Origin of the sequence: Rhodococcus wratislaviensis, assembly GCF_900455735.1 — a bacterium.
Taxonomy (GTDB): domain Bacteria; phylum Actinomycetota; class Actinomycetes; order Mycobacteriales; family Mycobacteriaceae; genus Rhodococcus_F; species Rhodococcus_F wratislaviensis.
Window position 1 is genome coordinate 85353 of sequence record NZ_UAUI01000004.1, and the last position, 22106, is coordinate 107458.

26 protein-coding genes are annotated in these 22106 nt (G+C 67.8%); 7 read left to right on the forward strand and 19 right to left on the reverse strand.

Going from position 1 to position 22106, the window contains the following annotated elements:
- Window positions 1-7 precede the first annotated feature (7 nt).
- Genes DTA22_RS08630 through DTA22_RS08640 form a run of 3 tightly spaced genes read right to left on the reverse strand, consistent with a single transcriptional unit; the run spans window position 8 to window position 2522 of the window.
- Window positions 8-883, reverse strand: a complete 876-nt coding sequence (locus tag DTA22_RS08630; RefSeq protein WP_112299195.1) for a TrmH family RNA methyltransferase — start codon at window positions 881-883, stop codon at window positions 8-10.
- Window positions 880-1809, reverse strand: a complete 930-nt coding sequence (gene miaA / locus DTA22_RS08635; RefSeq protein WP_174233776.1) for a tRNA (adenosine(37)-N6)-dimethylallyltransferase MiaA — start codon at window positions 1807-1809, stop codon at window positions 880-882. Before miaA ends, DTA22_RS08630 begins: the two co-directional genes overlap by 4 nt.
- The gene (locus DTA22_RS08640; RefSeq protein ID WP_112299197.1) at window positions 1806-2522 is read right to left on the reverse strand and encodes a class III extradiol dioxygenase subunit B-like domain-containing protein; all 717 of its coding nucleotides are present in this window, start codon (window positions 2520-2522) and stop codon (window positions 1806-1808) included. Before DTA22_RS08640 ends, miaA begins: the two co-directional genes overlap by 4 nt.
- Before the next feature lie 203 nt (window positions 2523-2725).
- Between DTA22_RS08640 and DTA22_RS08645 the strand changes: the two genes are divergently transcribed.
- The gene (locus DTA22_RS08645) at window positions 2726-4111 is read left to right on the forward strand and encodes a DUF349 domain-containing protein (RefSeq protein ID WP_037232503.1); all 1386 of its coding nucleotides are present in this window, start codon (window positions 2726-2728) and stop codon (window positions 4109-4111) included.
- Between the two features lie 6 nt (window positions 4112-4117).
- Here the strand turns inward: DTA22_RS08645 and DTA22_RS08650 are convergent, their stop codons facing one another.
- Together DTA22_RS08650 and miaB are read right to left on the reverse strand one after the other, a co-directional pair.
- A complete protein-coding gene (locus DTA22_RS08650; RefSeq protein ID WP_037232506.1) occupies window positions 4118-4738 on the reverse strand; it encodes an Rv2732c family membrane protein in 621 nt (206 codons plus the stop codon).
- Window positions 4735-6252, reverse strand: coding sequence for a tRNA (N6-isopentenyl adenosine(37)-C2)-methylthiotransferase MiaB (gene miaB, locus DTA22_RS08655; RefSeq protein ID WP_037232509.1), 1518 nt, complete (start codon window positions 6250-6252; stop codon window positions 4735-4737). The genes DTA22_RS08650 and miaB overlap by 4 nt, the downstream gene beginning before the upstream one ends.
- A gap of 210 nt (window positions 6253-6462) precedes the next feature.
- On the opposite strand from miaB, the gene DTA22_RS08660 reads away from it, so the two are divergent.
- The 4 genes from DTA22_RS08660 to DTA22_RS08675 all read left to right on the forward strand — a co-directional run bounded on the left by DTA22_RS08660 (window position 6463) and on the right by DTA22_RS08675 (window position 9768).
- Window positions 6463-7191: an amino acid ABC transporter ATP-binding protein gene (locus tag DTA22_RS08660; RefSeq protein WP_025432387.1), complete on the forward strand. Its 729-nt coding sequence runs from the start codon at window positions 6463-6465 to the stop codon at window positions 7189-7191.
- A 75-nt stretch (window positions 7192-7266) separates the two neighbouring features.
- A complete protein-coding gene (locus tag DTA22_RS08665; RefSeq protein WP_037232512.1) occupies window positions 7267-8100 on the forward strand; it encodes a glutamate ABC transporter substrate-binding protein in 834 nt (277 codons plus the stop codon).
- 91 nt (window positions 8101-8191) lie between these two features.
- Complete coding sequence (locus tag DTA22_RS08670) at window positions 8192-8872, forward strand: amino acid ABC transporter permease (RefSeq protein ID WP_005261143.1); 681 nt, start codon at window positions 8192-8194, stop codon at window positions 8870-8872.
- Window positions 8869-9768: an amino acid ABC transporter permease gene (locus DTA22_RS08675; protein ID WP_112299198.1), complete on the forward strand. Its 900-nt coding sequence runs from the start codon at window positions 8869-8871 to the stop codon at window positions 9766-9768. Before DTA22_RS08670 ends, DTA22_RS08675 begins: the two co-directional genes overlap by 4 nt.
- Window positions 9769-9885: 117 nt before the next feature.
- Here DTA22_RS08675 and recX read toward each other — a convergent pair whose 3' ends face one another.
- The 13 genes from recX to pgsA form a co-directional block, all read right to left on the reverse strand.
- Complete coding sequence (gene recX / locus DTA22_RS08680; protein WP_112299199.1) at window positions 9886-10401, reverse strand: recombination regulator RecX; 516 nt, start codon at window positions 10399-10401, stop codon at window positions 9886-9888.
- A gap of 9 nt (window positions 10402-10410) precedes the next feature.
- Window positions 10411-11454 carry a recombinase RecA gene (gene recA / locus DTA22_RS08685; protein WP_005240749.1) on the reverse strand — a complete coding sequence of 348 codons (1044 nt, stop codon included), beginning with the start codon at window positions 11452-11454 and terminating at the stop codon, window positions 10411-10413.
- Between the two features lie 145 nt (window positions 11455-11599).
- On the reverse strand, window positions 11600-11794 hold the full coding sequence (locus tag DTA22_RS08690; RefSeq protein ID WP_005240748.1) for a DUF3046 domain-containing protein: 195 nt from the start codon (window positions 11792-11794) through the stop codon (window positions 11600-11602).
- A gap of 33 nt (window positions 11795-11827) precedes the next feature.
- Window positions 11828-12976 carry a glycosyltransferase gene (locus DTA22_RS08695; protein WP_112299200.1) on the reverse strand — a complete coding sequence of 383 codons (1149 nt, stop codon included), beginning with the start codon at window positions 12974-12976 and terminating at the stop codon, window positions 11828-11830.
- Between the two features lie 27 nt (window positions 12977-13003).
- On the reverse strand, window positions 13004-14548 hold the full coding sequence (locus DTA22_RS08700) for a glycerol-3-phosphate dehydrogenase/oxidase (protein WP_112299201.1): 1545 nt from the start codon (window positions 14546-14548) through the stop codon (window positions 13004-13006).
- Window positions 14545-15177: a TetR/AcrR family transcriptional regulator gene (locus DTA22_RS08705; RefSeq protein WP_112299202.1), complete on the reverse strand. Its 633-nt coding sequence runs from the start codon at window positions 15175-15177 to the stop codon at window positions 14545-14547. Before DTA22_RS08705 ends, DTA22_RS08700 begins: the two co-directional genes overlap by 4 nt.
- Before the next feature lie 274 nt (window positions 15178-15451).
- Window positions 15452-16168 carry a PIG-L deacetylase family protein gene (locus DTA22_RS08710; RefSeq protein WP_037232524.1) on the reverse strand — a complete coding sequence of 239 codons (717 nt, stop codon included), beginning with the start codon at window positions 16166-16168 and terminating at the stop codon, window positions 15452-15454.
- 16 nt (window positions 16169-16184) lie between these two features.
- Window positions 16185-16361, reverse strand: coding sequence for a hypothetical protein (locus DTA22_RS36240; protein ID WP_007296377.1), 177 nt, complete (start codon window positions 16359-16361; stop codon window positions 16185-16187).
- A gap of 190 nt (window positions 16362-16551) precedes the next feature.
- Window positions 16552-17382 (reverse strand): phage shock envelope stress response protein PspM, encoded by an 831-nt coding sequence (gene pspM, locus DTA22_RS08720; RefSeq protein ID WP_235214454.1) that lies wholly within the window; start codon window positions 17380-17382, stop codon window positions 16552-16554.
- A 15-nt stretch (window positions 17383-17397) separates the two neighbouring features.
- Entirely contained in the window at window positions 17398-18225 is an 828-nt protein-coding gene (locus tag DTA22_RS08725) for a PspA/IM30 family protein (protein ID WP_112299203.1), read from the reverse strand.
- A 157-nt stretch (window positions 18226-18382) separates the two neighbouring features.
- Complete coding sequence (locus tag DTA22_RS08730; RefSeq protein WP_005240740.1) at window positions 18383-18769, reverse strand: helix-turn-helix domain-containing protein; 387 nt, start codon at window positions 18767-18769, stop codon at window positions 18383-18385.
- A gap of 71 nt (window positions 18770-18840) precedes the next feature.
- Window positions 18841-19341, reverse strand: a complete 501-nt coding sequence (locus DTA22_RS08735) for a CinA family protein (protein WP_025432385.1) — start codon at window positions 19339-19341, stop codon at window positions 18841-18843.
- A complete protein-coding gene (gene pgsA, locus DTA22_RS08740) occupies window positions 19338-20000 on the reverse strand; it encodes a CDP-diacylglycerol--glycerol-3-phosphate 3-phosphatidyltransferase (RefSeq protein ID WP_112299204.1) in 663 nt (220 codons plus the stop codon). The genes DTA22_RS08735 and pgsA overlap by 4 nt, the downstream gene beginning before the upstream one ends.
- A 117-nt stretch (window positions 20001-20117) precedes the next feature.
- Here pgsA and DTA22_RS08745 point away from each other — a divergent pair, with 117 nt between their 5' ends.
- On the forward strand, window positions 20118-20642 hold the full coding sequence (locus DTA22_RS08745; RefSeq protein ID WP_037232537.1) for an amino-acid N-acetyltransferase: 525 nt from the start codon (window positions 20118-20120) through the stop codon (window positions 20640-20642).
- Window positions 20643-20716: 74 nt separating this feature from the next.
- Window positions 20717-21001, forward strand: a complete 285-nt coding sequence (locus DTA22_RS08750; RefSeq protein WP_005240736.1) for a YciI family protein — start codon at window positions 20717-20719, stop codon at window positions 20999-21001.
- 43 nt (window positions 21002-21044) lie between these two features.
- Here the strand turns inward: DTA22_RS08750 and DTA22_RS08755 are convergent, their stop codons facing one another.
- Window positions 21045-22028 carry a TerC family protein gene (locus tag DTA22_RS08755; RefSeq protein WP_009480008.1) on the reverse strand — a complete coding sequence of 328 codons (984 nt, stop codon included), beginning with the start codon at window positions 22026-22028 and terminating at the stop codon, window positions 21045-21047.
- Window positions 22029-22106 lie beyond the last annotated feature (78 nt).

Genomic DNA, 22106 nt, shown 5'->3' on the forward strand with positions numbered 1-22106 from the left:
CACCACTCTAACCAACGGTCGAGCGGGTGCGGGTTCGTCGACGCTGCCGGGCGATTTCGTACAGGGCGACGGCGCCGGCGGAGGGGGCGCCGAGGGAACTCGCGGCGCCTCCGATCGGAATGTTGACCACCGTGTCGCAGGCGTCGCGCCACGCAGCGCTCATCCCGCGGGTCTCGTTGCCGATCACGAGCACCGTGCCGCCGCCGAAGTCGTGGGCGTCGATGGTCACGGAGCCGGTCTCGTCGGTGCCGACGATGTGCAGGTCGGTTCCGGACGCACGCCGGGCGTCGCGGAAGGCGAGGATCTCGTCGACGGACGAGACCGTGACGACGGGCATCGCGAAGAGGGATCCGGTGGAGGCGCGGACGCTCCGGGGGTCGAACGGGTCGGCGCCGTGGCCGACCACGACGACCGCGTCGGCGCCGAACGCGTTGGCGGAACGCACGAGGGTGCCCAGGTTTCCGGGTGAGGCGGGCCGATCGAACACGACGATCAGGGGGACGGACTGCAGTCGCAGGTCCTTCAGTCGCGGGGTTCGTGTCTTCGCGACGGCGATCAGTTCCGGCGCGGTGGTGGTCTTCTCACCCAGTTCGGCCATCAGTTCGGCACTGACCCCGATCTGTTCGACGGACCGGGTCTCGAGCAGTTCCCGCGCCCAGTCGGACAGCGGCGGGCCGTCGATGCGGTGCAGCAGCGATTCGATCGGCCAGTCGTGTTCCAGCGCCAGGTTGAGGGGACGGACACCCTGAATCAGAAAGCGTCCCGCTTTCGTTCGTTTGGCGCGGTTGGTGAGGTACGACTGCCACTGCTGGAAGCGGGCGTTGCGGGCGGTCACCAGCAGGGACGGGGCCGGACGGTTGCGTCCGGATGGTGCGCGGCTCATCGTTCTCCCAGTGTTCGGGTCTCGCCGAGGGTGCGGATCGTGGTGTCCGCGAGGTCGGGGTCGCTTCCGTCGACCCAGTGGATGCGGGTGTCGCGGCGGAACCACGACCGTTGCCTGCGCACGTAGCGCCGGGTGCCGATGAATGTGCGTTCCTGCGCCTCGTCGAGGTCGTATTCGCCGTCGAGCCAGGCGAGGACCTGTGCGTAGCCGATGGCCCGGGGAGCGGTGACGCCTTCGCGCAGGCCCACGTCGATCAGCCCGCGCACCTCGTCGACGAGTCCCCGTTCGAACATCAGCCGGGTGCGGAGCCGGATCCGGTCGTCGAGTTCGGCGGTATCGCGGTCGACGCCGACGATGTGTGTGCCCCAGCGCGGTTCGCCGATGCGAGGGGCCGACGCCGCGAACGGCTTTCCGGTGATCTCCACGACTTCGAGGGCACGGACCAGGCGCCTGCCGTCGGTGGGGAGGATCGACGCCGCGGCGTCGGGGTCCACCCGGCCGAGTTCGGCGTGGACGGCGGCGACGCCCTTCTCGGCGAGGACCGCTTCCCAGCGCGCCCGCACCGACGCATCGGTGGCCGGGAAGCTCCACTCGTCGAGCAGCGACTGCACGTACATCATCGATCCGCCGACGATGACCGGCACGGCGCCGTGTGCGGTGATGGCCTCCACATCGCGGACCGCCGCCTGCTGATAGTTCGCGACGGTGGCCGTCTCCGTCACGTCGAGCACGTCGAGCTGGTGGTGCGGTATTCCACGGCGGTCCGCCGGGGCGAGTTTGGCGGTGCCGATGTCCATGCCCCGGTACAGCTGCATCGCGTCGATGTTGACGATCTCGCCGCCGAGACGCTCGGCCAGGTCCAGTGCGAGATCCGATTTTCCGGTCGCGGTCGGTCCGACAACGGCGATCGGCACGGGTGACGTCACGGTCGCCACTCCCCCACGTGGTAGCCGACTCCGTACGGTGCCGCGCTGTACAGCGTCCGGCAGGAGGCGGGCGGCGCGTCGAACACGCCTGCGAGCACCTGCCACGGGACGCGCCCGCCGATGCCGAGGGAATCGCACACCGTGGGTTCGAGGGCCAGCAGCGCGTCGCGGTCGCCGGTGTCGAGCGCCGCGTCGATCCCGGCCTGCACGCCTTCCGCACGCGGGTCGAATGCGCCCGGCGCCTTCGCCGTGAGCGTGTTCGCGCCGTCCGCGACGATCACCAGCCCGCGCGGCTCGGAGTCTCGGTCGAGAAGCCTACGCAGTTCCGCGCCGTACTCGGCGCACTGCTCCGGAGACAGGTCGGCGGGGAGGATCCGCGCGTCGACGACGGCGTCCGGCGCGCACGTCCCCCGGATCCACCCGGCCGTCAGCGCCACGAGCGGCAGGTCCGGGTCGGGATCGGCTGCCGGACCGGGCCGCAGCGTGACCCGCACGTCGACGCCGTAGCCGCGATAAGTGCCCTGGGCGTCGGGTCGAACGTCCACCGCGGCGGGTGCCGCTCCGACCGCGACCCACTCGGTGGCGAGCGCGGACAACGCCTTCGCCGCCGTCTGCACCGCGTCCCGCAACGGCGCCGTCTCCGTAGCGGCCGCCCCGGTCAGTTCGGGTACCAGTAGCGGTGGGGACGGCACGAGGATTGCGGCGGTGAACACACAGTCACGCTAGTCGACCGTCCGCGCGGACCCGGCATCCGATTCGGACGCTGCCGTCAATCGGTACCAACGCGGACCGTCCGACCTGATTCAATAGTCCACGGGGCCCGTACCGGGTTGAATGGAGCCAGCACCCGTCCCGGGTCGTATGGAGCCAGTATTGCGTTCAGGCAGCCGTGACGCGCGGCAGAGATGAGGAACCGATGACCGACAGCAGCGACGCGAAGCCCGCCGTGGAGCCTGCCGCTCAGCAGCACGACACACCGACGTCCAGCGTCCCGAAGCCCGGTGCCGCCGCGAAACCGGGTGCACCCAAGCCCCACCCCACCCCGACACACGCCCTCTCCGCCCCCGCCGTCGCCGCCCCCGCCCACAGTGACCCGAGCAAGTTCGGCCGCGTGGACGACGACGGCACCGCCTGGGTGAAGACCGCGGACGGCGAACGGCAGATCGGGTCGTGGCAGGCCGGAGACGCGGCGGAAGGTCTGGCGCACTTCGGTCGGCGCTTCGACGATCTGGCAACGGAAGTGGCACTCCTCGAGGCCCGGCTCAGTTCCGGTGCGGGCGACGCGAAGAAGACCAAGGCGGCTGCGCTCGCGCTCGCCGAATCCCTCCCGACCGCCGCGGTGATCGGTGACATCGATTCACTCGCGGCGCGGCTCGACGTCATCATCGCCGGATCCGACGAGGCAGCGGCCCACGCCAAGCACGAGAAGGAACTGTCGCGGCAGGCTCACACCGAACGCAAGGAAGCGCTGGCCGCGGAGGCGGAACAGATCGGTGCCGAATCCACGCAGTGGAAGGCCGCCGGCGACCGGTTGCGCGAGATTCTGGACGAGTGGAAGACGATCCGCGGTATCGACCGGAAGGTCGACGACGCCCTGTGGAAGCGCTACTCGAAGGCGCGGGAGGCGTTCAACCGGCGTCGCGGCGCCCATTTCGCCGAACTCGACCGCGAGCGCGCCGCCGCGAAGACCAAGAAGGAAGAGCTCGTCGAACGGGCCGAGGCTCTGTCCGACTCCACCGACTGGGGTCCCACGGCCGGGGCTTTCCGTGATCTGCTCGCCGAGTGGAAGGCCGCGGGCCGCGCACCGCGAGAAGCGGACGACAACCTGTGGAAGCGGTTCAAGGGCGCTCAGGACGTGTTCTTCGCCGCCCGCAACGCCGCGTCCTCCGAACGCGACGCCGAGTTCGAGGAGAACGCGGTCGCCAAGGAAGAGCTGCTGAAGAACGCCGGCCACATCGATCCGGCCAAGGACATCGACGCGGCGAGGGCCGCACTCCGCGACCTGCAGGAGAAGTGGGACGCCATCGGCAAGGTGCCCCGCGAGCGGATGCACGACCTCGAGGGCAAGCTGCGGGCAATCGAGAAGCGTGTCCGCGATGCCGCCGACGAGGAATGGCGCCGCACCGACCCGGAGGCCCTCGCCCGGGCCGCGCAGTTCCGGGAACGGGTCACTCAGTTCGAGGAGCAGGCCGCCAAGGCGACCGCCGCGGGCAAGACGAAGGACGCCGAGAGCGCCCTCGCGCAGGCCCAGCAGTGGCGCGAATGGGCCGAGGCGGCCGAGGGCGCCGTCAGCGGCCCGTAGGCACGATCAGCCGACGTTCCAGTCGCCGCGTCGCTCCGCTTCGGCGGCAGCGGCGCGGCGTTCTTCTTCTGCGGCCAACTGCAGGGCGGTCCGGCTCCAGACCACCTTCAACCAGTGGAACGTGAGCACGATGACGGTGAGCCAGCCGATGATCAGACCGATCCCCGGGCCGGCCGCCTCGACCCCGGGCGCCGGTGTCTGCCGCGACCAGATGGCGAGCATGCCGAACACGATGGACACGGCGGTCCCGGCGAGGGCGACCCAGGCGAGGGCCCAGCGGCGGGTGACGAGCGCCAGCATCGACACGACGACCCCGAACACCACCTCGAACCACACGAACAGCCGCGACGGCAGCGCGATCGTCTCCGCGCGGGCGTCGTCCCCGTACACCAGCACCTCCCAGCCGTTGGCGATGCCGGAGTGCGGCAACGTCAGTGAGCCGAGGAGCACGACCACCGCGACCGCGACGACGAGCGCACGCGCGCCGGGATCGATCTCGCCGGCCACCTTCTTCTCGGCGGCGTCGAAGTCCTTCAGGTAACTCTCGATCGGCTCGTTCCCGGCACTCGAACCGCTGTCGCCAGTGTGGTTTCCGTCGTGCCGCTTGTCGTCGAACGGGGAGGTCATGCGTTGCATCCCATCTGGGCGGGTAGTGGTGCGGGCGCACCGATCTGCGGAAGTCCGAGTCCCACACCGATCGGCGGGGTCTTCGGGGTCACGCCCTTCTCGAAGGAGTCGCCCGCACGGGTGCGGCGGTGGGTCAGGACCGGGGTGTCGGCAACGAGATGGTGGGGGGCGGCGGCACTGACGACGACGGTGACGACGTCGCCGGGCCGGACGTTCCCGTCGAGGTTGCCCTCGGGCCGGAAGTGGACGAGCCGGCCGTCGCGGGCGCGCCCGCTCATCCGGGCGGTCTCCGCGTTCTTGCGACCCTCCCCGGCGGCGACGAGAAGTTCCACCTCGGCGCCCACGAGCTTCTGGTTCTCCTCGAGGGTGATCTGTTCCTGCAACGCGATGAGACGTTCGTACCGTTCCTGGACGACCGCCTTGGGCAGCTGCTCGTCCATCTCCGCTGCCGGGGTGCCGGGCCGCTTGGAGTACTGGAAGGTGTAGGCGCTGGTGAAGCGCGCCTGCCGGACGACATCGAGCGTGTCCTGGAAATCTTCCTCGGTCTCACCCGGGAATCCCACGATGATGTCGGTGGTGATCGCCGCGTGCGGCATCGCGGTGCGGACCTTGTCGATGATCCCCAGGAATCGCGACTTCCGGTAGGAGCGGCGCATCGCCTTCAGCACGCGGTCCGAGCCGGACTGCAGCGGCATGTGCAGCTGGGGACACACGTTGGGGGTCTCGGCCATCGCCTCGATGACGTCGTCGGTGAATTCGGCCGGGTGCGGAGACGTGAAGCGCACCCGCTCGAGCCCGTCGATCTCTCCGCATGCGCGCAGCAGCGCGGCGAACGCGCCGCGGTCGCGGGGCTGGTCCGGATCCGCGAAGGACACGCCGTACGCGTTGACGTTCTGCCCGAGCAGGGTGACCTCGACGACGCCCTCGTTCACCAGGGCCTGCACCTCGGCCAGGATGTCGCCGGGGCGCCGGTCGACCTCCTTGCCGCGCAGCGCGGGCACGATGCAGAACGTGCAGGTGTTGTTGCATCCCACCGAGATGGACACCCAGCCCGCGTACGCCGACTCCCGCTTGGCGGGCAGCGTCGACGGGAACGCCTCCAGCGCGTCGAGGATCTCGACCTCGGCCCGCTGGTTGTGGCGGGCCCGGTCCAGCAACGCGGGGAGTGAACCGATGTTGTGGGTGCCGAACACGACGTCCACCCACGGCGCCTTCTTCACGACGACGTCGCGGTCCTTCTGCGCCAGGCACCCGCCGACCGCGATCTGCATGTCGGGGTTCTGTTCCTTCGCAGGCGCGAGGTGACTCAGGTTGCCGTACAACTTGTTGTCGGCGTTCTCCCGCACCGCGCAGGTGTTGAAGACGACGAGGTCGGGTGCCTGCCCCGCGGCCGCCTTCGTGTAGCCGGCGTCCTCGAGGAGCCCCGACAGCCGCTCGGAGTCGTGCACGTTCATCTGGCAGCCGTACGTGCGCACCTCGTAGCTGCGGTGAGGGGTCTGGTCGATCGTGTCCACGTATGCCAGGGTACGGCCCGCGCCAAATCGCCTCGTCGCGGCCGGTGTGCGCCCGGACACACGCCCGAAGCCGGACAGTAAAGTTTCCGTGACATCCCGAGGATTCTCGGAGCAAATGGCAGGTGCTCCCGCTCCGAACACATAGGGTCATCGACTATGACGCAAGCCGACGACGCGACGCCGACACCCTCCACGGGCGCGGCCCCGTCCATGATCTCGATGAAATCGGTGAACAAACACTTCGGCGCCCTCCACGTCCTCCAGGAGATCGACCTCGAAGTCCCCCGCGGACAGGTCGTGATCGTCCTCGGACCGTCCGGCTCGGGTAAGTCGACGCTGTGCCGCACCATCAACCGCCTCGAGCCCATCGACTCCGGTGAGATCGCGGTGGACGGCAAGGTTCTCCCGGCCGAGGGCAAGGCCCTCGCGGCGCTGCGCGCCGACGTGGGCATGGTGTTCCAGTCGTTCAACCTGTTCGCCCACAAGACGATCCTCGAGAACGTGATGCTCGCACCGGTCAAGGTGCGGAAGAAGAGCAGCGCCGACGCGAAGGCGAAGGCCTACGAGCTTCTCGAGCGGGTCGGCATCGCCAATCAGGCGGACAAGTACCCGGCGCAGTTGTCGGGCGGTCAGCAGCAGCGAGTCGCAATCGCACGCGCACTCGCTATGAACCCCAAGGTCATGCTGTTCGACGAGCCGACGTCCGCACTCGACCCGGAAATGGTCAACGAGGTCCTGGACGTCATGACCTCGCTCGCCAAGGAAGGCATGACCATGCTCGTGGTGACACACGAGATGGGCTTCGCCCGCAAGGTCGGCCACCGTGTCCTCTTCATGGCCGACGGCCAGATCGTCGAGGACGCCGAGCCCACCACGTTCTTCACCGCTCCCAAATCCGAGCGCGCGAAGGACTTTCTCGGCAAGATTCTCAGCCACTGACCCGAAGGAGCCGGTGCTCCTTCGGTCGACCGTGCTCCACACGCAACACCCGTCATTTTCAATTGGAGGAACTCGATGAGGATCAATCGCTCGATTCGCGTGGGAATCGGCGTCATGGCGCTCGCCGTCGTCGCATCTGCTTGTGGCGGAGGTGAAGAGAAGAGCGCCTCCCAGAGCGCGTCGGAGGGCAAGCTCACCGTCGGAATCAAGTACGACCAGCCCGGCCTCGGATTGCGTAACCCGGATGGTTCCTTCAGCGGCTTCGACGTCGAGGTGGCCGAGTACGTGGCCGGCAAGCTGGGTGTCGCGCCCGAGAACATCGAGTTCAAGGAGTCTCCGTCGGCTCAGCGCGAGACGTTGATTCAGAACGGTGAGGTCGACTACATCGTCGCGACCTACTCGATCACCGACGCCCGCAAGGAGAAGGTCGACTTCGCCGGGCCGTACTTCATCGCCGGACAGTCGCTCCTGGTGAAGTCCGACAACACCGACATCACCGGCCCCGATTCGCTCAACGGCGGCAAGAAGCTGTGCTCCGTCACCGGGTCCACTCCCGCGCAGAAGGTCAAGGACACGTACGCGCAGGACGTGCAGCTGCAGGAGTTCGACACGTACTCGGCCTGCGTCGAGGCGCTGCGCAACGGTGCGGTGGACGCCGTCACCACCGACGACATCATCCTCGCCGGTTACGCGGCGCAGTACCCCGGCGAGCTGAAGGTGGTCGGCGAGCCGTTCACCGAAGAGCGCTACGGCATCGGCCTGGCCAAGGGCGACGACGAGACCCGCGCCAAGATCAACGACGCCATCGACGCCATGATCGCGGACGGCTCGTGGGAGCGCGCGTTCAACGAGACCGTCGGTGCGTCGGGCTACCCGATCCCCGCCCCGCCGACCGTCGATCGGTACTGAGCAACTCACTCATCCGGGTCGGACGACTTCCATTCGTGGAGTCGTCCGGCCCGGTTCGACACCAACCACCGGTGACCTGGGGAGACGGTAAGTGGACCTACTGAGCAAATACAGCGATCAGCTGATCGACGCATTCTGGACGACGGTGCAACTCACCGCGTTCTCGGCTGTCGGTGCTCTGATACTCGGCACCATCCTCGCGGCGATGCGGGTGTCACCGATCCCGGTCGCGCGTGGCGTCGGCACGGCGTACGTGACGATCTTCCGCAACACTCCCCTGACGCTCATCATCATCTTCTGCTCCTTCGGACTCTTCCAGACGATGGGCGTCAAACTTGCCCCCGAGCAGTCGCCGACGTTCTTCGAGGAGAACAACTTCCGGCTCGCCGTGCTCGGCCTCAGCGTCTACACCGCGGCGTTCGTCTGCGAGTCGCTGCGGTCCGGCATCAACACCGTGCACGTCGGACAGGCGGAGGCGGGCCGCTCACTCGGCCTCACGTTCTCCCAGAATCTGCGGTTGATCGTGCTGCCGCAGGCATTCCGCGCGGTCACCGCCCCACTCGGCAGTGTGTTGATCGCCCTGACCAAGAACACGACGATCGCCTCGGTGATCGGTGTGGCGGAGGCGTCGCTCCTGATGAAGGAAATGATCGAGAACGAGGCCGCCATCTTCGTCGTCGGTGGCATCTTCGCGCTCGGCTTCGTGATCCTGACCCTGCCGATGGGGCTTCTCTTCGGATACCTGAGCAAGCGATTCGAGGTTGCACGATGAGCAATTCCGCCACCGTCCTCTACGACGCACCGGGCCCGAAGGCGAAGAACATCTACCGCCTGATCTCGGTCGCGGTCGCAGTCGTCCTACTGGGAATCGGCTACCTCGTCTACGCCGCGCTCGACGACAAGGGTCAGCTGACGGCCGCGAAGTGGGATCCGTTCCTCGAATCGACGTCGTGGACGACGTATCTGATTCCCGGCATCCGCGGCACCCTCGTGGCGGCCGCCGTATCGATCCTGTTCGCACTGATCCTCGGCGCGATCCTCGGTATCGGACGCCTGTCGAACCACCGGCCGGTGCGATGGGTGGCCGGCGGGATCGTCGAACTGTTCCGCGCCATCCCGGTGCTGATCCTGATGATCTTCTCGTACCAGCTGTTCGCCGAGTACGAGGTCTTCAAGTCGAAATACCTTGCGCTCGCCGCGGTCATCGTCGGCCTCACGCTGTACAACGGCTCGGTGATCGCCGAAATCGTCAGGGCAGGCATCAACTCGCTCCCCAAGGGACAGAGCGAGGCCGCCATGGCATTGGGTATGCGTAAGGGCCAGGTCATGCGGACCATCCTGCTTCCGCAGGCCGTCACGGCGATGCTGCCCGCGATCATCTCCCAGATGGTGGTGGCCCTGAAGGACTCCGCGCTCGGTTACCTCATCGGCTACGTCGAAGTGGTGCGGTCCGGCCAGCAGCTCGGTGCGTTCTACGGCAACTACCTGCCCGCCCTGATCGTGGTGGCGATCATCATGATCATCCTCAACTACACGCTCACCGTGGTGGCGACCAAGGTGGAGAAGCGACTACGGGCCAGCCGGAAGGGCGGAGGCCCCGGGGGGGCCGTTCCCGAGCTTCCGGCGGTGTCGGTTCCGGGTATGGACATCACCGACAAGCGGTTGTGACATGACGCGGGTGTGACATGACACTGCGGTCGGACGGGAACTCTGTTCCGCCCGACCGCAGTGTGGTCGTCTGGTCAGTGTTGGTGCCTCGTCAGTGTTGTTGTCGTGACGACGTGGTCAGGTCTCGTCGAACAGGCAGTCGGTTTCCGCACCGGCGCGATCGAGTTGTTCCTTGACCACCTCGAACGCCATGCCCTGGGGGAATCCGCGGCGCGCGAGCATCGACACCAGCCGGCGGACCGCACGGTCCCGATCGTCCGCGGACACCGTCCGCAGTTTCTTCGCGACCAGTTCCGTCGCTCGCGCTCGTTCGTCTTCGCTGTCGATCTGAGCGAGCGCCTCGGCAGCGTCGTCCTGACCGATCCCCTTGCGGCGCAGTTCCAGTGCGAGCGCACGTTTCCCCTTACCGGAGTACGTGTGCCGCGAATGCACCCATTGCTGGGCGAAGTCGGCGTCGTTGACGAGTCCGACCTCGGTGAGACGATCCAGCACACGCTCAGCGATCTCGGCCGAGTAGCCCTTCTTCGCCAGACGCTCGGCCAACTCCGCTCGACTCCGGGCACGGTCCGTCAGAAGACGCAGGCACAAATCCTTGGCCTGCGTCTCCGTTCCACCTTCGCCCGTCGGACGCACGGCGGCGCCTTAGAATTCGACCGGGGCGGCGTCATCCGTAGCAGCAGTGACGTCGGCGCCGATTCCGAGCTTTTCCTTGATCTTCTTCTCGATCTCGTCCCGGATGTCGGTGTTCTCCAGCAGGAACTTGCGGGCGTTCTCCTTGCCCTGCCCCAGCTGGTCGCCTTCGTAGGTGTACCAGGAGCCCGACTTGCGGATGAACCCGTGTTCGACACCCATATCGATCAGCGAGCCTTCCTTGCTGATTCCCAGGCCGTAGAGAATGTCGAACTCGGCCTGCTTGAACGGCGGCGCGACCTTGTTCTTGACCACCTTGACACGGGTACGGTTACCCACCGCGTCGGTGCCGTCCTTCAGGGTCTCGATCCGCCGCACGTCGAGGCGCACCGACGAGTAGAACTTCAATGCCTTACCACCGGTGGTGGTTTCGGGGGAACCGAACATGACGCCGATCTTCTCGCGCAGCTGGTTGATGAAGATCGCGGTGGTGCCGGAATTGCTGAGCGCACCGGTCATCTTACGGAGCGCCTGGCTCATCAGACGGGCCTGCAGACCCACGTGGCTGTCGCCCATCTCGCCCTCGATCTCGGCGCGCGGGACCAGAGCGGCCACGGAGTCGACCACGAGGATGTCGAGGGCACCGGAGCGGATCAGCATGTCTGCGATCTCCAGCGCCTGCTCACCGGTGTCGGGCTGCGACACCAGCAGCGCGTCGGTGTCGACGCCGAGCTTCTGGGCGTAGTCGGGGTCGAGCGCGTGCTCGGCGTCGATGAACGCGGCGATGCCGCCTGCCGCCTGGGCGTTGGCGACCGCGTGCAGAGCCACGGTGGTCTTACCCGAGGACTCCGGGCCGTAGATCTCGACGACACGGCCGCGGGGCAGCCCGCCGATGCCGAGGGCGACGTCCAGCGCGATGGACCCGGTAGGGATGACGGCGATGGGCTGACGGACACCTTCGCCCAGGCGCATCACCGAGCCCTTGCCGAAGTTCTTGTCGATCTGCGCCAGCGCGAGGTCGAGCGCCTTGTCTCGATCGTGTGCCTGTGGTGCCATCGTCGTCCCCATTCCTCGAGTCTCATCAGTGATCTGCGGTCAGGTTAGATCCAGGTACCGACAAGAACCGTGACCACCGAACATCTCCAGCATAGGGGAACGTGTGTTCGATATGTGCGGTCGGTCCGTTCGACACGCCGGATTTCTACCGGCGCTGCGGCGGGACGTCGAACTCTACGCAGAGTTCACGCCACACCTCGCGGGGTTCCCTGCCGTCCTCGATGGCTTCGGCGGCGGTCTTGCCCCCGAGACTGAGCAGCACGTGGTCGACGAGTAGTGCGTCGCCGCGCATCTGCCCGAACTCTTCGCGGACGAGTTGGTGAAATTCGGTCAGTCGCACGCATCCACGCTAGCCGAACCTCGAGCCGGGCTCTCACCGCAGCGCGTCGCGGCACACCTCCACCGGATCGGCGACGTCCGCGTTGCTCCGCGCGGCCCGCCGCGCGGCGTCCGCGTGGGCACCGTTCGAGAGCACCTGTTCGACCGCCGCGCGGAGCGCTTCCGCACTCGGGGGACGAACCACGACGGCGCTCCCCTGCCGCGCGGCCCGGTTCGCGAGCTCCCACTGATCGCCGCCGCCGGGAACAACCACCGCCGGAACCCCTGCGAGCAGTGCCTTGGCCAGCATTCCGTGTCCGCCGCCGCAGACTACCGCCGACGCCTCGCGCAGCATCGCGTCCTGCCGGCCCAGACCGGCTCGCGCCCACGGCGGAACCGTCGCCGGCGATCCGTCCAGTATCGACGCGATCACCCGGACGCCAGCCCCATCGAGACCCGCGAGCGTCGTCTCGAGCATGCCCTCGGCACCGGTGAATGCGGTCGACGGAGCCACCATGACCAGAGGATCGGCGCCGTCCGGCGCCTCGAGCACCTCGTTCGTCGGTTCCCACAGCAACGGACCGACGACGTGCGCCTCGGCAGGCCAGTCCGGCCTCGGCACCTCGAGCGCGGGGAGCGTCGCGATCAGCCGGCGCACCGGTCCCGGGTCCTTTGCAGGCAGTCCGACGCCGACCCGGGCCGCGGAGCGCTGCCGCTCACCCTGCCGGATCGACCGCGCCGTCGCGGCGCGCATGAGCGTGTCGCGGAGCCTGCCCCTGATTCCCACGCCCGGAGCCAATCCGCTTCCGATGGGCGGCAACCCCGTGGACGCGGCGTACAGCGGGTGCGGGGACAGCTCGACCCATGGAATCCCCAGCCGCTCCGCGGCCATCCCCCCGCCTGCGGTGAGGATGTCCGAGACCACGAGGTCGGGTCCCATCGCGCGCAGGTCGGGGAGCAACTCGGTGGAGATGTGCGCGGCGCGGGCGTGAATGCGCGCGCCCGCATCGAGGTCGTCGTCCGTCGGGCGGGGCGCGAGACCTTTCAGCAGCTCGGCAGGCACGCCGGCCGAGCGTGCGGGCTCGACCCACCGTGTGCCTGTGAACAGGACGGGATCGTCTCCGGCCTCGATGAAGGCGAGGCACAACGCAAGGGCGGGAAAGGCATGTCCGGGATCAGGCCCGGCGACCACGGCGACTCGCACGAACCACAGAGTGTCACACGGTCGGCGTCACCGTTTCTCGAACACTGCTTCGGCGGCACCGAGAGACCGGGCACGGTCGGCGGGGACGAGCCCGATCCGGGTGCGCCGGTCGAGCAGGTCGTCGACGTCGAGTGCCCCCTCGTGGGTCATCGCGAACTGGAGCTCGGCGCGGCTCACGTCCACACCCTCGGCGATCGGTGCGAGCAGTTCGGCGTCTGCGGCGGCGATCAGCGCCGCCTCCGTTCCGTAGCGGGCGAGCAGCGCGGGCGGGGCCGAGACCTTCTGCAGCGCTTCGGGTGTCGCGGCGCCGACGAGCGGCAGGGCCCGAGTCCGGCACCGGCCCGCGTCCAGTCCTGCCACTTCGACCGCGGCGTCGACGGCGTCCTCCGCCATCTTTCGGTAGGTGGTCAGTTTGCCGCCGACCACACTGACGAGACCCGTGTCCGAGCGCAGGATGGCGTGGTTGCGGGAGAGGTCCGCGGTGGATCCGTCCCCGGTGTCGAGCAGAGGGCGCAGGCCCGCGAAGGTACCGAGGACGTCCGAGCGCTGCAACGGAACCTCGAGCGCGGTGTTGACCGTGTCGAGAAGGAAGTCGATCTCCTGCTCCGATGCCACCGGAACATCCGGAACGGGTCCCGGCGCCGCCTCGTCGGTCAAGCCGAGGTACACGCGGCCGAGCTGTGCGGGCAGCGCGAAGACGAAGCGATTGGTCTCACCGGGGATCGGCACCGTGAGCGCCGCGGTCGGGTTGCCGAGCCGCTCGGCCGGGAGCACCAGATGCGTGCCGCGACTGGGCCGCAACGTGATTCCGGGATCGATCTCCCCCGACCACACTCCCGCCGCGTTGACCACGGCGCGCGCCCTGATCGGCAGTTCCGAGCCGGTCAGCTCGTCGCGCAGGGTCGCGGACGTCCCGGTCACGTCGTACGCGCCTGTCCGCGTGAGCACCTTCGCACCGTGGAGCGCGGCAGTGCGTGCGAGGGACACCACGAGTCTGGCGTCGTCGACGAGCTGGCCGTCGAACGCCATCAGGCCTCCGCGCAGGCCTTCCCGCCGCACCGCGGGGGCGAGTTCGACCACCCGGTCGGCCCGGACCGTCCGTGACCGCGGGAGGACCGACGACGGTGTGCGAGCACTGGCACGCAGCAGGTCGCCGGCCAGGAATCCCGTACGGACGAGGCACTTGCCGAACAGGGTCGTCGACTCGAGGACGGGCACCAGCTGTGGGAGCGCCCGGACGAGATGGGGAGCGGTACGGGTCATGAGGATTCCGCGTTCGACCGCGCTCTCGCGGGCGATGCCGACGTTGCCCGATGCCAGGTACCGCAGCCCGCCGTGGGCGAGTTTCGAACTCCACCGGCTGGTCCCGAACGCGAGATCCCGCTTCTCCACGAGCACGACGTCGAGGCCGCGTGACGCCGCGTCGAGCGCGACACCGACGCCGGTCACTCCGCCGCCGATCACCAGGACGTCGACGAGTGCACCGTCCGACAGCTGGTCGAGTTCGCGCGCCCTTCGCGCGGCATTCAGAGCCGACGAACGGCTCACGGGCGGCGTGTTCGGATGGTTCACCGGTCTCCTCGATCTGTCGGGTGGTTGTCGGCGGCGTCCGGGGCCAGATAGGCGCCGACGGCGTGCCGGAGTTGCTCCGTGAGGGCGTCGCCGGGAAGTTCCTCGGCCACCATCGCGGCCGACTGAACCGCGGACTGCGCGATGAGCAGCACCATCGTGGCGATCTGACGGCTGTCCCCCGCGCGGATCGAGCCCTGGTCCTGCCCCGTCGACACCGCGAACGCGACCTGGTCGATGATCGCCCGCTGGCTCGTACCCAGCCGCTCGAGGATGTAGGTGGTGAACAGTTCCTGATCCGAACGCAGGATCTTCACGAACAGCGGATGGTCGCGCACCTCGGTGGACACGTGGACCACGGCGTCGACCAGCTGACGGTGGACCGAGTCCTCCGCCGAGAATTGGGGCATCACGGCAGCGATCTCGCGGGTCATCAGATCGGCGACCACGGCCCTGGTGTCCGACCAGCGCCGGTAGACGGTCGGCCTGCTGACGCCGGCGCGCCGGGCGACCTCCGCCAGCGTGGTGCGACGCAGTCCGAAATCGAGGATGCACGAGCGTGCGGCGTCGAGAATGGAGTCCTCGACGCTCGCTGAGGCGTCGTCTCGCGACGGAGAATTACGAATAGACATTGTGTGTAACATCGTAACGCACGAATCTCCCGCCGGCACCGGACCGGCACGCGAATCACCTTCGCCCAGGCCGTTCACGTCCGCCCGACCGCCCGTGACGCCGGGGATTCGGGTGGCGTAAGCATGGCCGGAGCGTGAGCGGACAGGACAGGCGTGCACGTCGGGTGAGAGTCGGCCAGAACCACCCAATTTCGGATAATTATGGCATTCCGTCCCCGCCGGAGTCACTCTCCGGGGAGATCGGTACGCCGGCACGATCCCGACGGTTCGGGCCTCAGCCGAAGTAGTAGAGCTCGAATCCCACCGCGCGTTCGGCGTCGAATCCCGGTTGCGGCCCGGTCACCATCTCGACCTGAGCCCTCGCCTGCTGCCCCACCGGGACGTCGCTGAGCGCTTCGAGATAGCGGACGTGCTCGGCCAGCGAGAGCACCGCCCGATCCACCGTGTGAGTGACATCCACCGCGTGGGTCGGGGTCATCGTGTTGACGGCGACCCAGCGGACACCGCGCCACGGCGGCAACCCCGACTCCCCCAGCTCGGGAAAGATCCATTCGTTCGCGGCATCCGCGGTGGCGTCGAGAACGGAACGGCCGAGCGCGCGGTGGTCGGCACTGTTCAGCTGGCCCGGCCCCCAGGTGTCCGCGAAGTTCGCCGTCACCACGAGATCCGGGCGATGACGACGGATCGCCGTCGCGAGATCGCGGCGGAGTGCGAGACTCTCCACGAGAGTGCCGTCGGGGTACCCGAGGAACTCCACGTCGGTCACTCCGACCACGGCTGCGGAACGCCGCTCCTCCACCTCCCGCAGCGGGCCCGACTCCGTGGGATGCAGGCCCGCGATCCCCGCCTCCCCGCTGGTGGCGAGCACGTAGCGGATGTCCTTGCCCTGCTCGGTCCAGCGCGCTACGGCCGCCGCTGCGCCGTATTCGATGTCGTCGGGGTGCGCGACGACGACGAGCCCACGATGCCAGTCCTCGGGTACCGGTTCCATGGGTAGAGCATGCCTGTCAGCTCCGCGTGATGTCCGATTTCTCGCCGGATCCGGACATCGCCTTGATCAACAGGTACACGCCGAACACCACGGCGCTGACCACGAGAATCCAGAACAGACCCTTGACGAGGGCACCGACGACCGCCAACGCGATCCAGATCGCCGCGACCGCTAGAACAATCTTCCAGAACATGATTTCCTCCACTCACGTCTCCCCGATCGATTTCTGCGCCCGACATCTGGTCGACCCCACTTATCGGGTACGCACACCAGCGTGGCACGGCGGAGCGGGTAAATCACCAGGTCAGCGTAAAGATCAGGGAAAGATCAGGGTTCTCCCCCACAGACTTCCCGGAAGTCGCCGGACGGGTCGATCGACGACATCAGCGATAGCGGCGAACGATCTCGTCGATCTCGCCGAGAGCCGCCGCGAGGCCGGCGAGCTTCTCCGTCGCCGACACCAGTTCTGCACGTTCGTAGGCCAGTTCGCCGACGGCACTCGTCGTTCCGGGAACGGCGACCTCGGCGGCAGCGGCCACCAGTTCTTCGAACTGGTCGACGCCGTCGTCGAGTTGCGCGGCAGCGGAGGCGATCGCACGGTGGAGCGGCGCTGCCGCGGCCCGGCTCCCCTGGGCGGCGTCCTCCATGGACGTGATGTCGAGGGCGACCGCCTGCAGGGCGGCGGCCGCGGAACGGGCCGTGGAATGGGTGTCCTCGACGTCCTCGCCGCTGATGGTCCCGGACCGGGACAGCACGCCGAGAATGCCGTGCAGTGCCCGTTCGCTGTGCACGAGTCGCTCCATCGGCTCCCGGGCGGCCGAGGACGGCGGAGGAAGCACCCGACGGGCAGGCAGGCCCGGTGGCAACGTCACGGCGGCGAGCTTGCGGTAGCGGCTGGCGGCCAGCACCGCAGGGACCGCGAACACGACGGCGCCGCCACCGGCCATCAGCATCGACCACTCCGGTGCGGCCATCAGGGCGAGACCCGCGGCACCGGTGGCCGAGGATCCGGACACGATGCCGTAGCGCTTCGCGCGGCGCCGGGCCCGCCGCTTCTTCCGCAGCAGCCGTTCCCGGGGGTCACGCCACCTCTGCGCCGCGTCCGCGACGGACTCACCGGCGTCGCGCAAAGCGCCCTGGATCCCGGCGAGCCCGGACACGACAGTGGCCGACCGGACTGCGCGTCCAGGTCGGCCACCTCGGGTGGAACTCATGCGAATACTGTTCGGCTACTGCGCCGCGCCGGTCTGGCCCGCTGCCGGCGGCTGCTTGTCGAGGTTCGGGCTGGCAGGAGTCGCCGGCGCGTTGGCGGCGCCGCCGGACGGCAGGGCGTCGCCCTTCATCGAGGCCCGGATCTGCTCGAGCCTGCTGTGTCCGGCCATCTGGATGCTCGCCTGCTGCACCTCCATCATGCGGCCCGACACCGAGTTCTGCGCCAGCTCCGCGGAACCGAGAGCGTCGGCGTAGCGGCGCTCGATCTTGTCGCGCACGGCGTCGAGACTGGGGGTGTTGCCGGGAGCGGACAGGGTGCTGTCCATCGAGCGCAGCGACTCGCTGACCCGTTCCTGCATCTTGGCCTGCTCGAGCTGGCTGAGCAGCTTGGTGCGCTCCGCGACCTTGGCCTGCAGAGCCATCGCGTTCTGCTCCACGGCCTTCTTCGCCTGTGCGGCCGCCTGCAGCGACTGGTCGTGCAGTGCCTTGAGGTCCTCGACCCCCTGCTCGGCGGTGACGAGCTGGGCGGCGAACGCCTCGGCGGCGTTGGAGTACTGGATGGCCTTCTCGGTGTCGCCCGCAGCCTGGGCCTGGTCGGCCAGGTTGACGGCCTGACGGGCGTTGGCGTTGAGCTTCTCCACCTCGTCGAGCTGGCGGCTGAGCTTCATCTCGAGCTGGCGCTGGTTGCCGATGACAGACGCGGCCTGCTGCGACAGGGCCTGGTGCTGGCGCTGCGCATCCTCGATCGCCTGCTGAATCTGAACCTTGGGGTCAGCCTTCTCATCGATCTTGGAATTGAAGAGCGCCATCAGGTACTTCCATCCCTTGACGAAAGGATTAGCCATGGGTTTGATCCTGCCTCCATCTGTTGCGCCGCGCGATGCGCGACCCGATACGCGACCGTCACGCACCGGAACAAGGGCTGCGCCCCGACTGCCTGTCTGACCCGCCGACAACGAGATCGGCGGTTAACTGAAATCTATCGGTTCGGCACGGGTGTTGCTACGCGGCAGCCAGCGCCTGCGCGGGTGCAGGGATGACCACCCGGGTGTCGCGGGCGATGGTCGTCGAACCCGGTCGTGCGCTCGCGGCAGGAGCCTCGGCGGGCGCGGATTCGACCGCGTGCCGCTCGGTGTCCGCACGCTTGGCCGAAGAACCGTCGGACAGCGATTCGCTGACGTCGACGAGCACATCGGAGAGTGGGACCTCCAGTGCGTCGCAGATCGCCGCCAGGAGCTCACTCGAAGCTTCCTTACGCCCTCGTTCGACCTCGGACAAGTACCCGAGGCTCACACGAGCACTGTTGGAGACCTCACGCAGGGTCCGGCTCTGCGAAACGCGCGTACGCCGAAGACTGTCACCGATTGCCTCACGCAATAGCAGCGCCATCTCGCTCCTCCTTCATCCGTCACCTGTCTCGCCTATCTCAACGCGCGAACAGGACCGATTGGTTCCCGACCTTAGCCTGCGGATGTTTCCTGCACACGATCGAGGAGTCCCGACACGGCGGCGGAAACCGCAGATTTCCGGATCTGCCACCGGTCACCGGTCAATCCGAGCTCGCGGACGGCCGTACCGGACGCCCCGGAAATGCTCAGGAACACGGTGCCGACCGGGTGTCCGTCCTGCATGTCCGGGCCCGCGACACCGGTCAATCCGACGCCCCAGTCGGCGCCGCAGCGGGCGCGGGCACCGTCCGCCAGTGCGCGTGCCGTGGACGCGGCCACGGGCCCGTCCGCCGCCAGCCGGGTGGGATCGACCCCGGCGAGGGTGGCTTTCAGGTCGGTGGCGTAGACGACGAGCCCGCCGCGGAGCACGTTGCTGGCGCCGGGCACTCCGGCGATGGTCGCGGTGAGCAGTCCCGCGGTGAGCGATTCCGCGGTGGCCACCGTCTCGCCGCGGGCGGTGAGGACGGCGACGAGGTCACCGGCCCGCGTGCCGTCCACCAGCGGGTCGGTCACGCCCCGGTGCTCGCGTTCGCCTCGACCTTGTGCACGCCGGCTCGCAGGCGGACGGCCTGCACGACGTAGTCCAGCCCGGTCACCACCGTCAGCAGCACGGCGGCACCCATGAGAATCCAGCCGGCGACCTCGAATCCGTCGGGCAGCGGCAGCAGGTAGTAGCCGATCGCGATCGTCTGCACGAGAGTTTTGAGCTTGCCTCCCCGGCCTGCCGGGATGACGGCATGTCGCAGGACCGCGAACCGCAGCAGGGTGATGCCCAGTTCCCGGACCGCGATCACCGCCGTCACCCACCAGGGCAGGTCTCCGAGAATCGACAGCCCCACGAGGGCTGCTCCGATCAGCGCCTTGTCCGCGATCGGATCGGCGAGCTTGCCGAAGTCGGTGACGAGGCCGTACTTGCGGGCGAGTTGCCCGTCGATCCGGTCGGTGATGGCCGCGACCGCGAACACACCGGTGGCGATCAGGCGCCACGTCGTCGAGTGCCCGTCGCCGACGAACAGCACGACCAGGAAGACCGGGACCAGCAGGATCCGGAGAATCGTCAGGATGTTCGCGATGTTCAGAAGTGGTACGGCAGTCTCACTCGCGGGCTCCACCGAGGGGTCCGGGGCCGCCGGTTTGTCGGCGGCCGTCCAATCCTCGCGCTGCGCGCTCATCGCAGCACCGCAGCGTCGAACTGCACCCCGGGACGCAGCGGGGAGTGGGGAGGATTCGTAGGTCGTACCGGCACGTGCCTAAGAATATCGGTACGGCCGTTGGCTAATGTTCACGACATGACTTCTCGGACGCCGGACACCGCCGACAATCAGCTGATCGTGCGGCGAGCACGAACCTCCGACATCCCCGAGATCAAGCGCCTGATCGACATCTACGCCGGCAAGATCCTGCTCGAGAAGAACCTCGTGACCCTGTACGAATCCGTCCAGGAGTTCTGGGTGGCCGAACGCGACGGCAACGTGATCGGTTGTGGCGCAATGCACGTGCTGTGGGCCGACCTCGGCGAGGTACGCACGATCGCGGTCGATCCGTCGGCCAAGGGCCAGGGCGCGGGACACCACGTGGTGGCCAAGTTGATCGAGGTCGCGCGGGAACTCGAACTCGAGCGTCTCTTCGTTCTCACGTTCGAGGTGGACTTCTTCGGCAAGCACGGATTCGTCGAGATCGACGGCACACCCGTGACCGCCGAGGTCTACGCCGAGATGTGCCGCTCGTACGACACCGGTGTCGCCGAATTCCTCGATCTGAGCTACGTCAAGCCGAACACCCTCGGCAATACCCGAATGCTTCTCACCCTCTGAAATCCCAGTGCGTGAGACGGAAGTGCCCTGATCCCATTTTTTGTTCGACGAACCCGTCCCGAGAGAGCGAGAACATGTCCCTGTTCGTAGTGGAGTACACGTATTCGGCCGATACCGTCGCCGGACGCGACGAGCATCGCCCCGCCCACCGCGAGTGGCTCGGTGAGCTCGCCGAGCGCAAGACCGTCGTCTCGTCCGGCCCCTTCGCCGATGGCAGCGGCGCATTCATCATCGTCGACGCCGCCGATGCGGAGACCGTGGAACTGCTCTTCACCCACGACCCGTTCGCCCGCAACGGACTCGTGGCGGCCTCGCGGATCGTCGAATGGGTTCCGGTGCTCGGCGAATTCAGTTCCTGACTCACCGAGCACCGGACACCCTCGAGCACGACGCCCGGCGGAACTACTGCGCCGGCGTCGTGTTCCGCGTCTTGAGAAGGCTGGCGACGGTGGTCACTGCCAACACACCGAGGATGACGGCGAGCGAGAACACCGTCGACACCTCCGGCACGGCCACGTGCTCGCCGCCGTTGACGAAGCCCAGCGTGTTCTCGTGCAGGGCATGCAGCACGAGCTTGACGCCGATGAACGCCAGGATGATCGACAGGCCGTACGACAGGTACACCAGTCGGTCCAGCAGGCCGCCGATGAGGAAGTACAGCTGACGCAGACCCATCAGCGCGAACGCGTTGGCCGTGAAGACCAGGTACGGCTCCTGGGTGAGCCCGTAGATCGCGGGAATCGAGTCGAGCGCGAACAGCACGTCGGTGAATCCGATGGCGACCAGCGCGAGCAGCAGCGGCGTCACGACACGCTTGCCGTTGATTCGCGTGACGAGCTTGTCGCCGTCGTAGGTGTCCGTGGTGGGGAGGATCTTCTTCGCGACGGCGACGATCTTGCTGTCGCGTTCCTCCTCCACCTCTTTCTCGTGCCCGTGATCACGTACGAGCGTGTACGCGGTGTAGATGAGGAACGCACCGAACAGGTAGAACACCCAGCTGTAGGCGTTGATCGCCGCGGCACCGACCCCGATGAAGATTCCGCGCATCACCAGCGCCATCACGATGCCGATCAGCAGTACCTTCTGCTGGTATTCCCGCGGCACCGCGAAAGTTCCCATGATGATGACGAACACGAAGAGGTTGTCGACCGACAACGCCTTCTCGGTGACGTAACCGGCGAAATACTCGCCGCCGTACTGACTTCCCCACAACCACATCACGACCAGGCCGAACAGGATGGCGATACCGATGTAGACCGACGACCAGAACGCCGACTCACGGAATGTGGGGGCGTGCGGTGTGCGCACGTGCGCGAAGAAGTCGAAGACGAACAGTCCGAGAATCACCACACAGGTGATGACCCAGACCAGCGGTGACACATGCATGAACACAGACCTCCGGTAGACCTAGCGGGTACCGGAGGTCTCTCCCGCCGCGCCGGAACCTCGTGTCCGAGCGACTGA

Bases quoted from the DNA above. Each gene is read 5' to 3' on its own strand.
- DTA22_RS08630 (WP_112299195.1), bottom strand. From the start codon at position 883: ATGAGCCGCGCACCATCCGGACGCAACCGTCCGGCCCCGTCCCTGCTG.
- DTA22_RS08645 (WP_037232503.1), top strand. From the start codon at position 2,726: ATGACCGACAGCAGCGACGCGAAGCCCGCCGTGGAGCCTGCCGCTCAG.
- DTA22_RS08650 (WP_037232506.1), bottom strand. From the start codon at position 4,738: ATGACCTCCCCGTTCGACGACAAGCGGCACGACGGAAACCACACTGGC.
- DTA22_RS08660 (WP_025432387.1), top strand. From the start codon at position 6,463: ATGATCTCGATGAAATCGGTGAACAAACACTTCGGCGCCCTCCACGTC.
- DTA22_RS08665 (WP_037232512.1), top strand. From the start codon at position 7,267: ATGAGGATCAATCGCTCGATTCGCGTGGGAATCGGCGTCATGGCGCTC.
- DTA22_RS08675 (WP_112299198.1), top strand. From the start codon at position 8,869: ATGAGCAATTCCGCCACCGTCCTCTACGACGCACCGGGCCCGAAGGCG.
- recA (WP_005240749.1), bottom strand. From the start codon at position 11,454: ATGGCACCACAGGCACACGATCGAGACAAGGCGCTCGACCTCGCGCTG.
- DTA22_RS08705 (WP_112299202.1), bottom strand. From the start codon at position 15,177: ATGTCTATTCGTAATTCTCCGTCGCGAGACGACGCCTCAGCGAGCGTC.
- DTA22_RS08710 (WP_037232524.1), bottom strand. From the start codon at position 16,168: ATGGAACCGGTACCCGAGGACTGGCATCGTGGGCTCGTCGTCGTCGCG.
- DTA22_RS36240 (WP_007296377.1), bottom strand. From the start codon at position 16,361: ATGTTCTGGAAGATTGTTCTAGCGGTCGCGGCGATCTGGATCGCGTTG.
- pspM (WP_235214454.1), bottom strand. From the start codon at position 17,382: ATGAGTTCCACCCGAGGTGGCCGACCTGGACGCGCAGTCCGGTCGGCC.
- DTA22_RS08725 (WP_112299203.1), bottom strand. From the start codon at position 18,225: ATGGCTAATCCTTTCGTCAAGGGATGGAAGTACCTGATGGCGCTCTTC.
- DTA22_RS08730 (WP_005240740.1), bottom strand. From the start codon at position 18,769: ATGGCGCTGCTATTGCGTGAGGCAATCGGTGACAGTCTTCGGCGTACG.
- pgsA (WP_112299204.1), bottom strand. From the start codon at position 20,000: ATGAGCGCGCAGCGCGAGGATTGGACGGCCGCCGACAAACCGGCGGCC.
- DTA22_RS08745 (WP_037232537.1), top strand. From the start codon at position 20,118: ATGACTTCTCGGACGCCGGACACCGCCGACAATCAGCTGATCGTGCGG.
- DTA22_RS08750 (WP_005240736.1), top strand. From the start codon at position 20,717: ATGTCCCTGTTCGTAGTGGAGTACACGTATTCGGCCGATACCGTCGCC.
- DTA22_RS08755 (WP_009480008.1), bottom strand. From the start codon at position 22,028: ATGCATGTGTCACCGCTGGTCTGGGTCATCACCTGTGTGGTGATTCTC.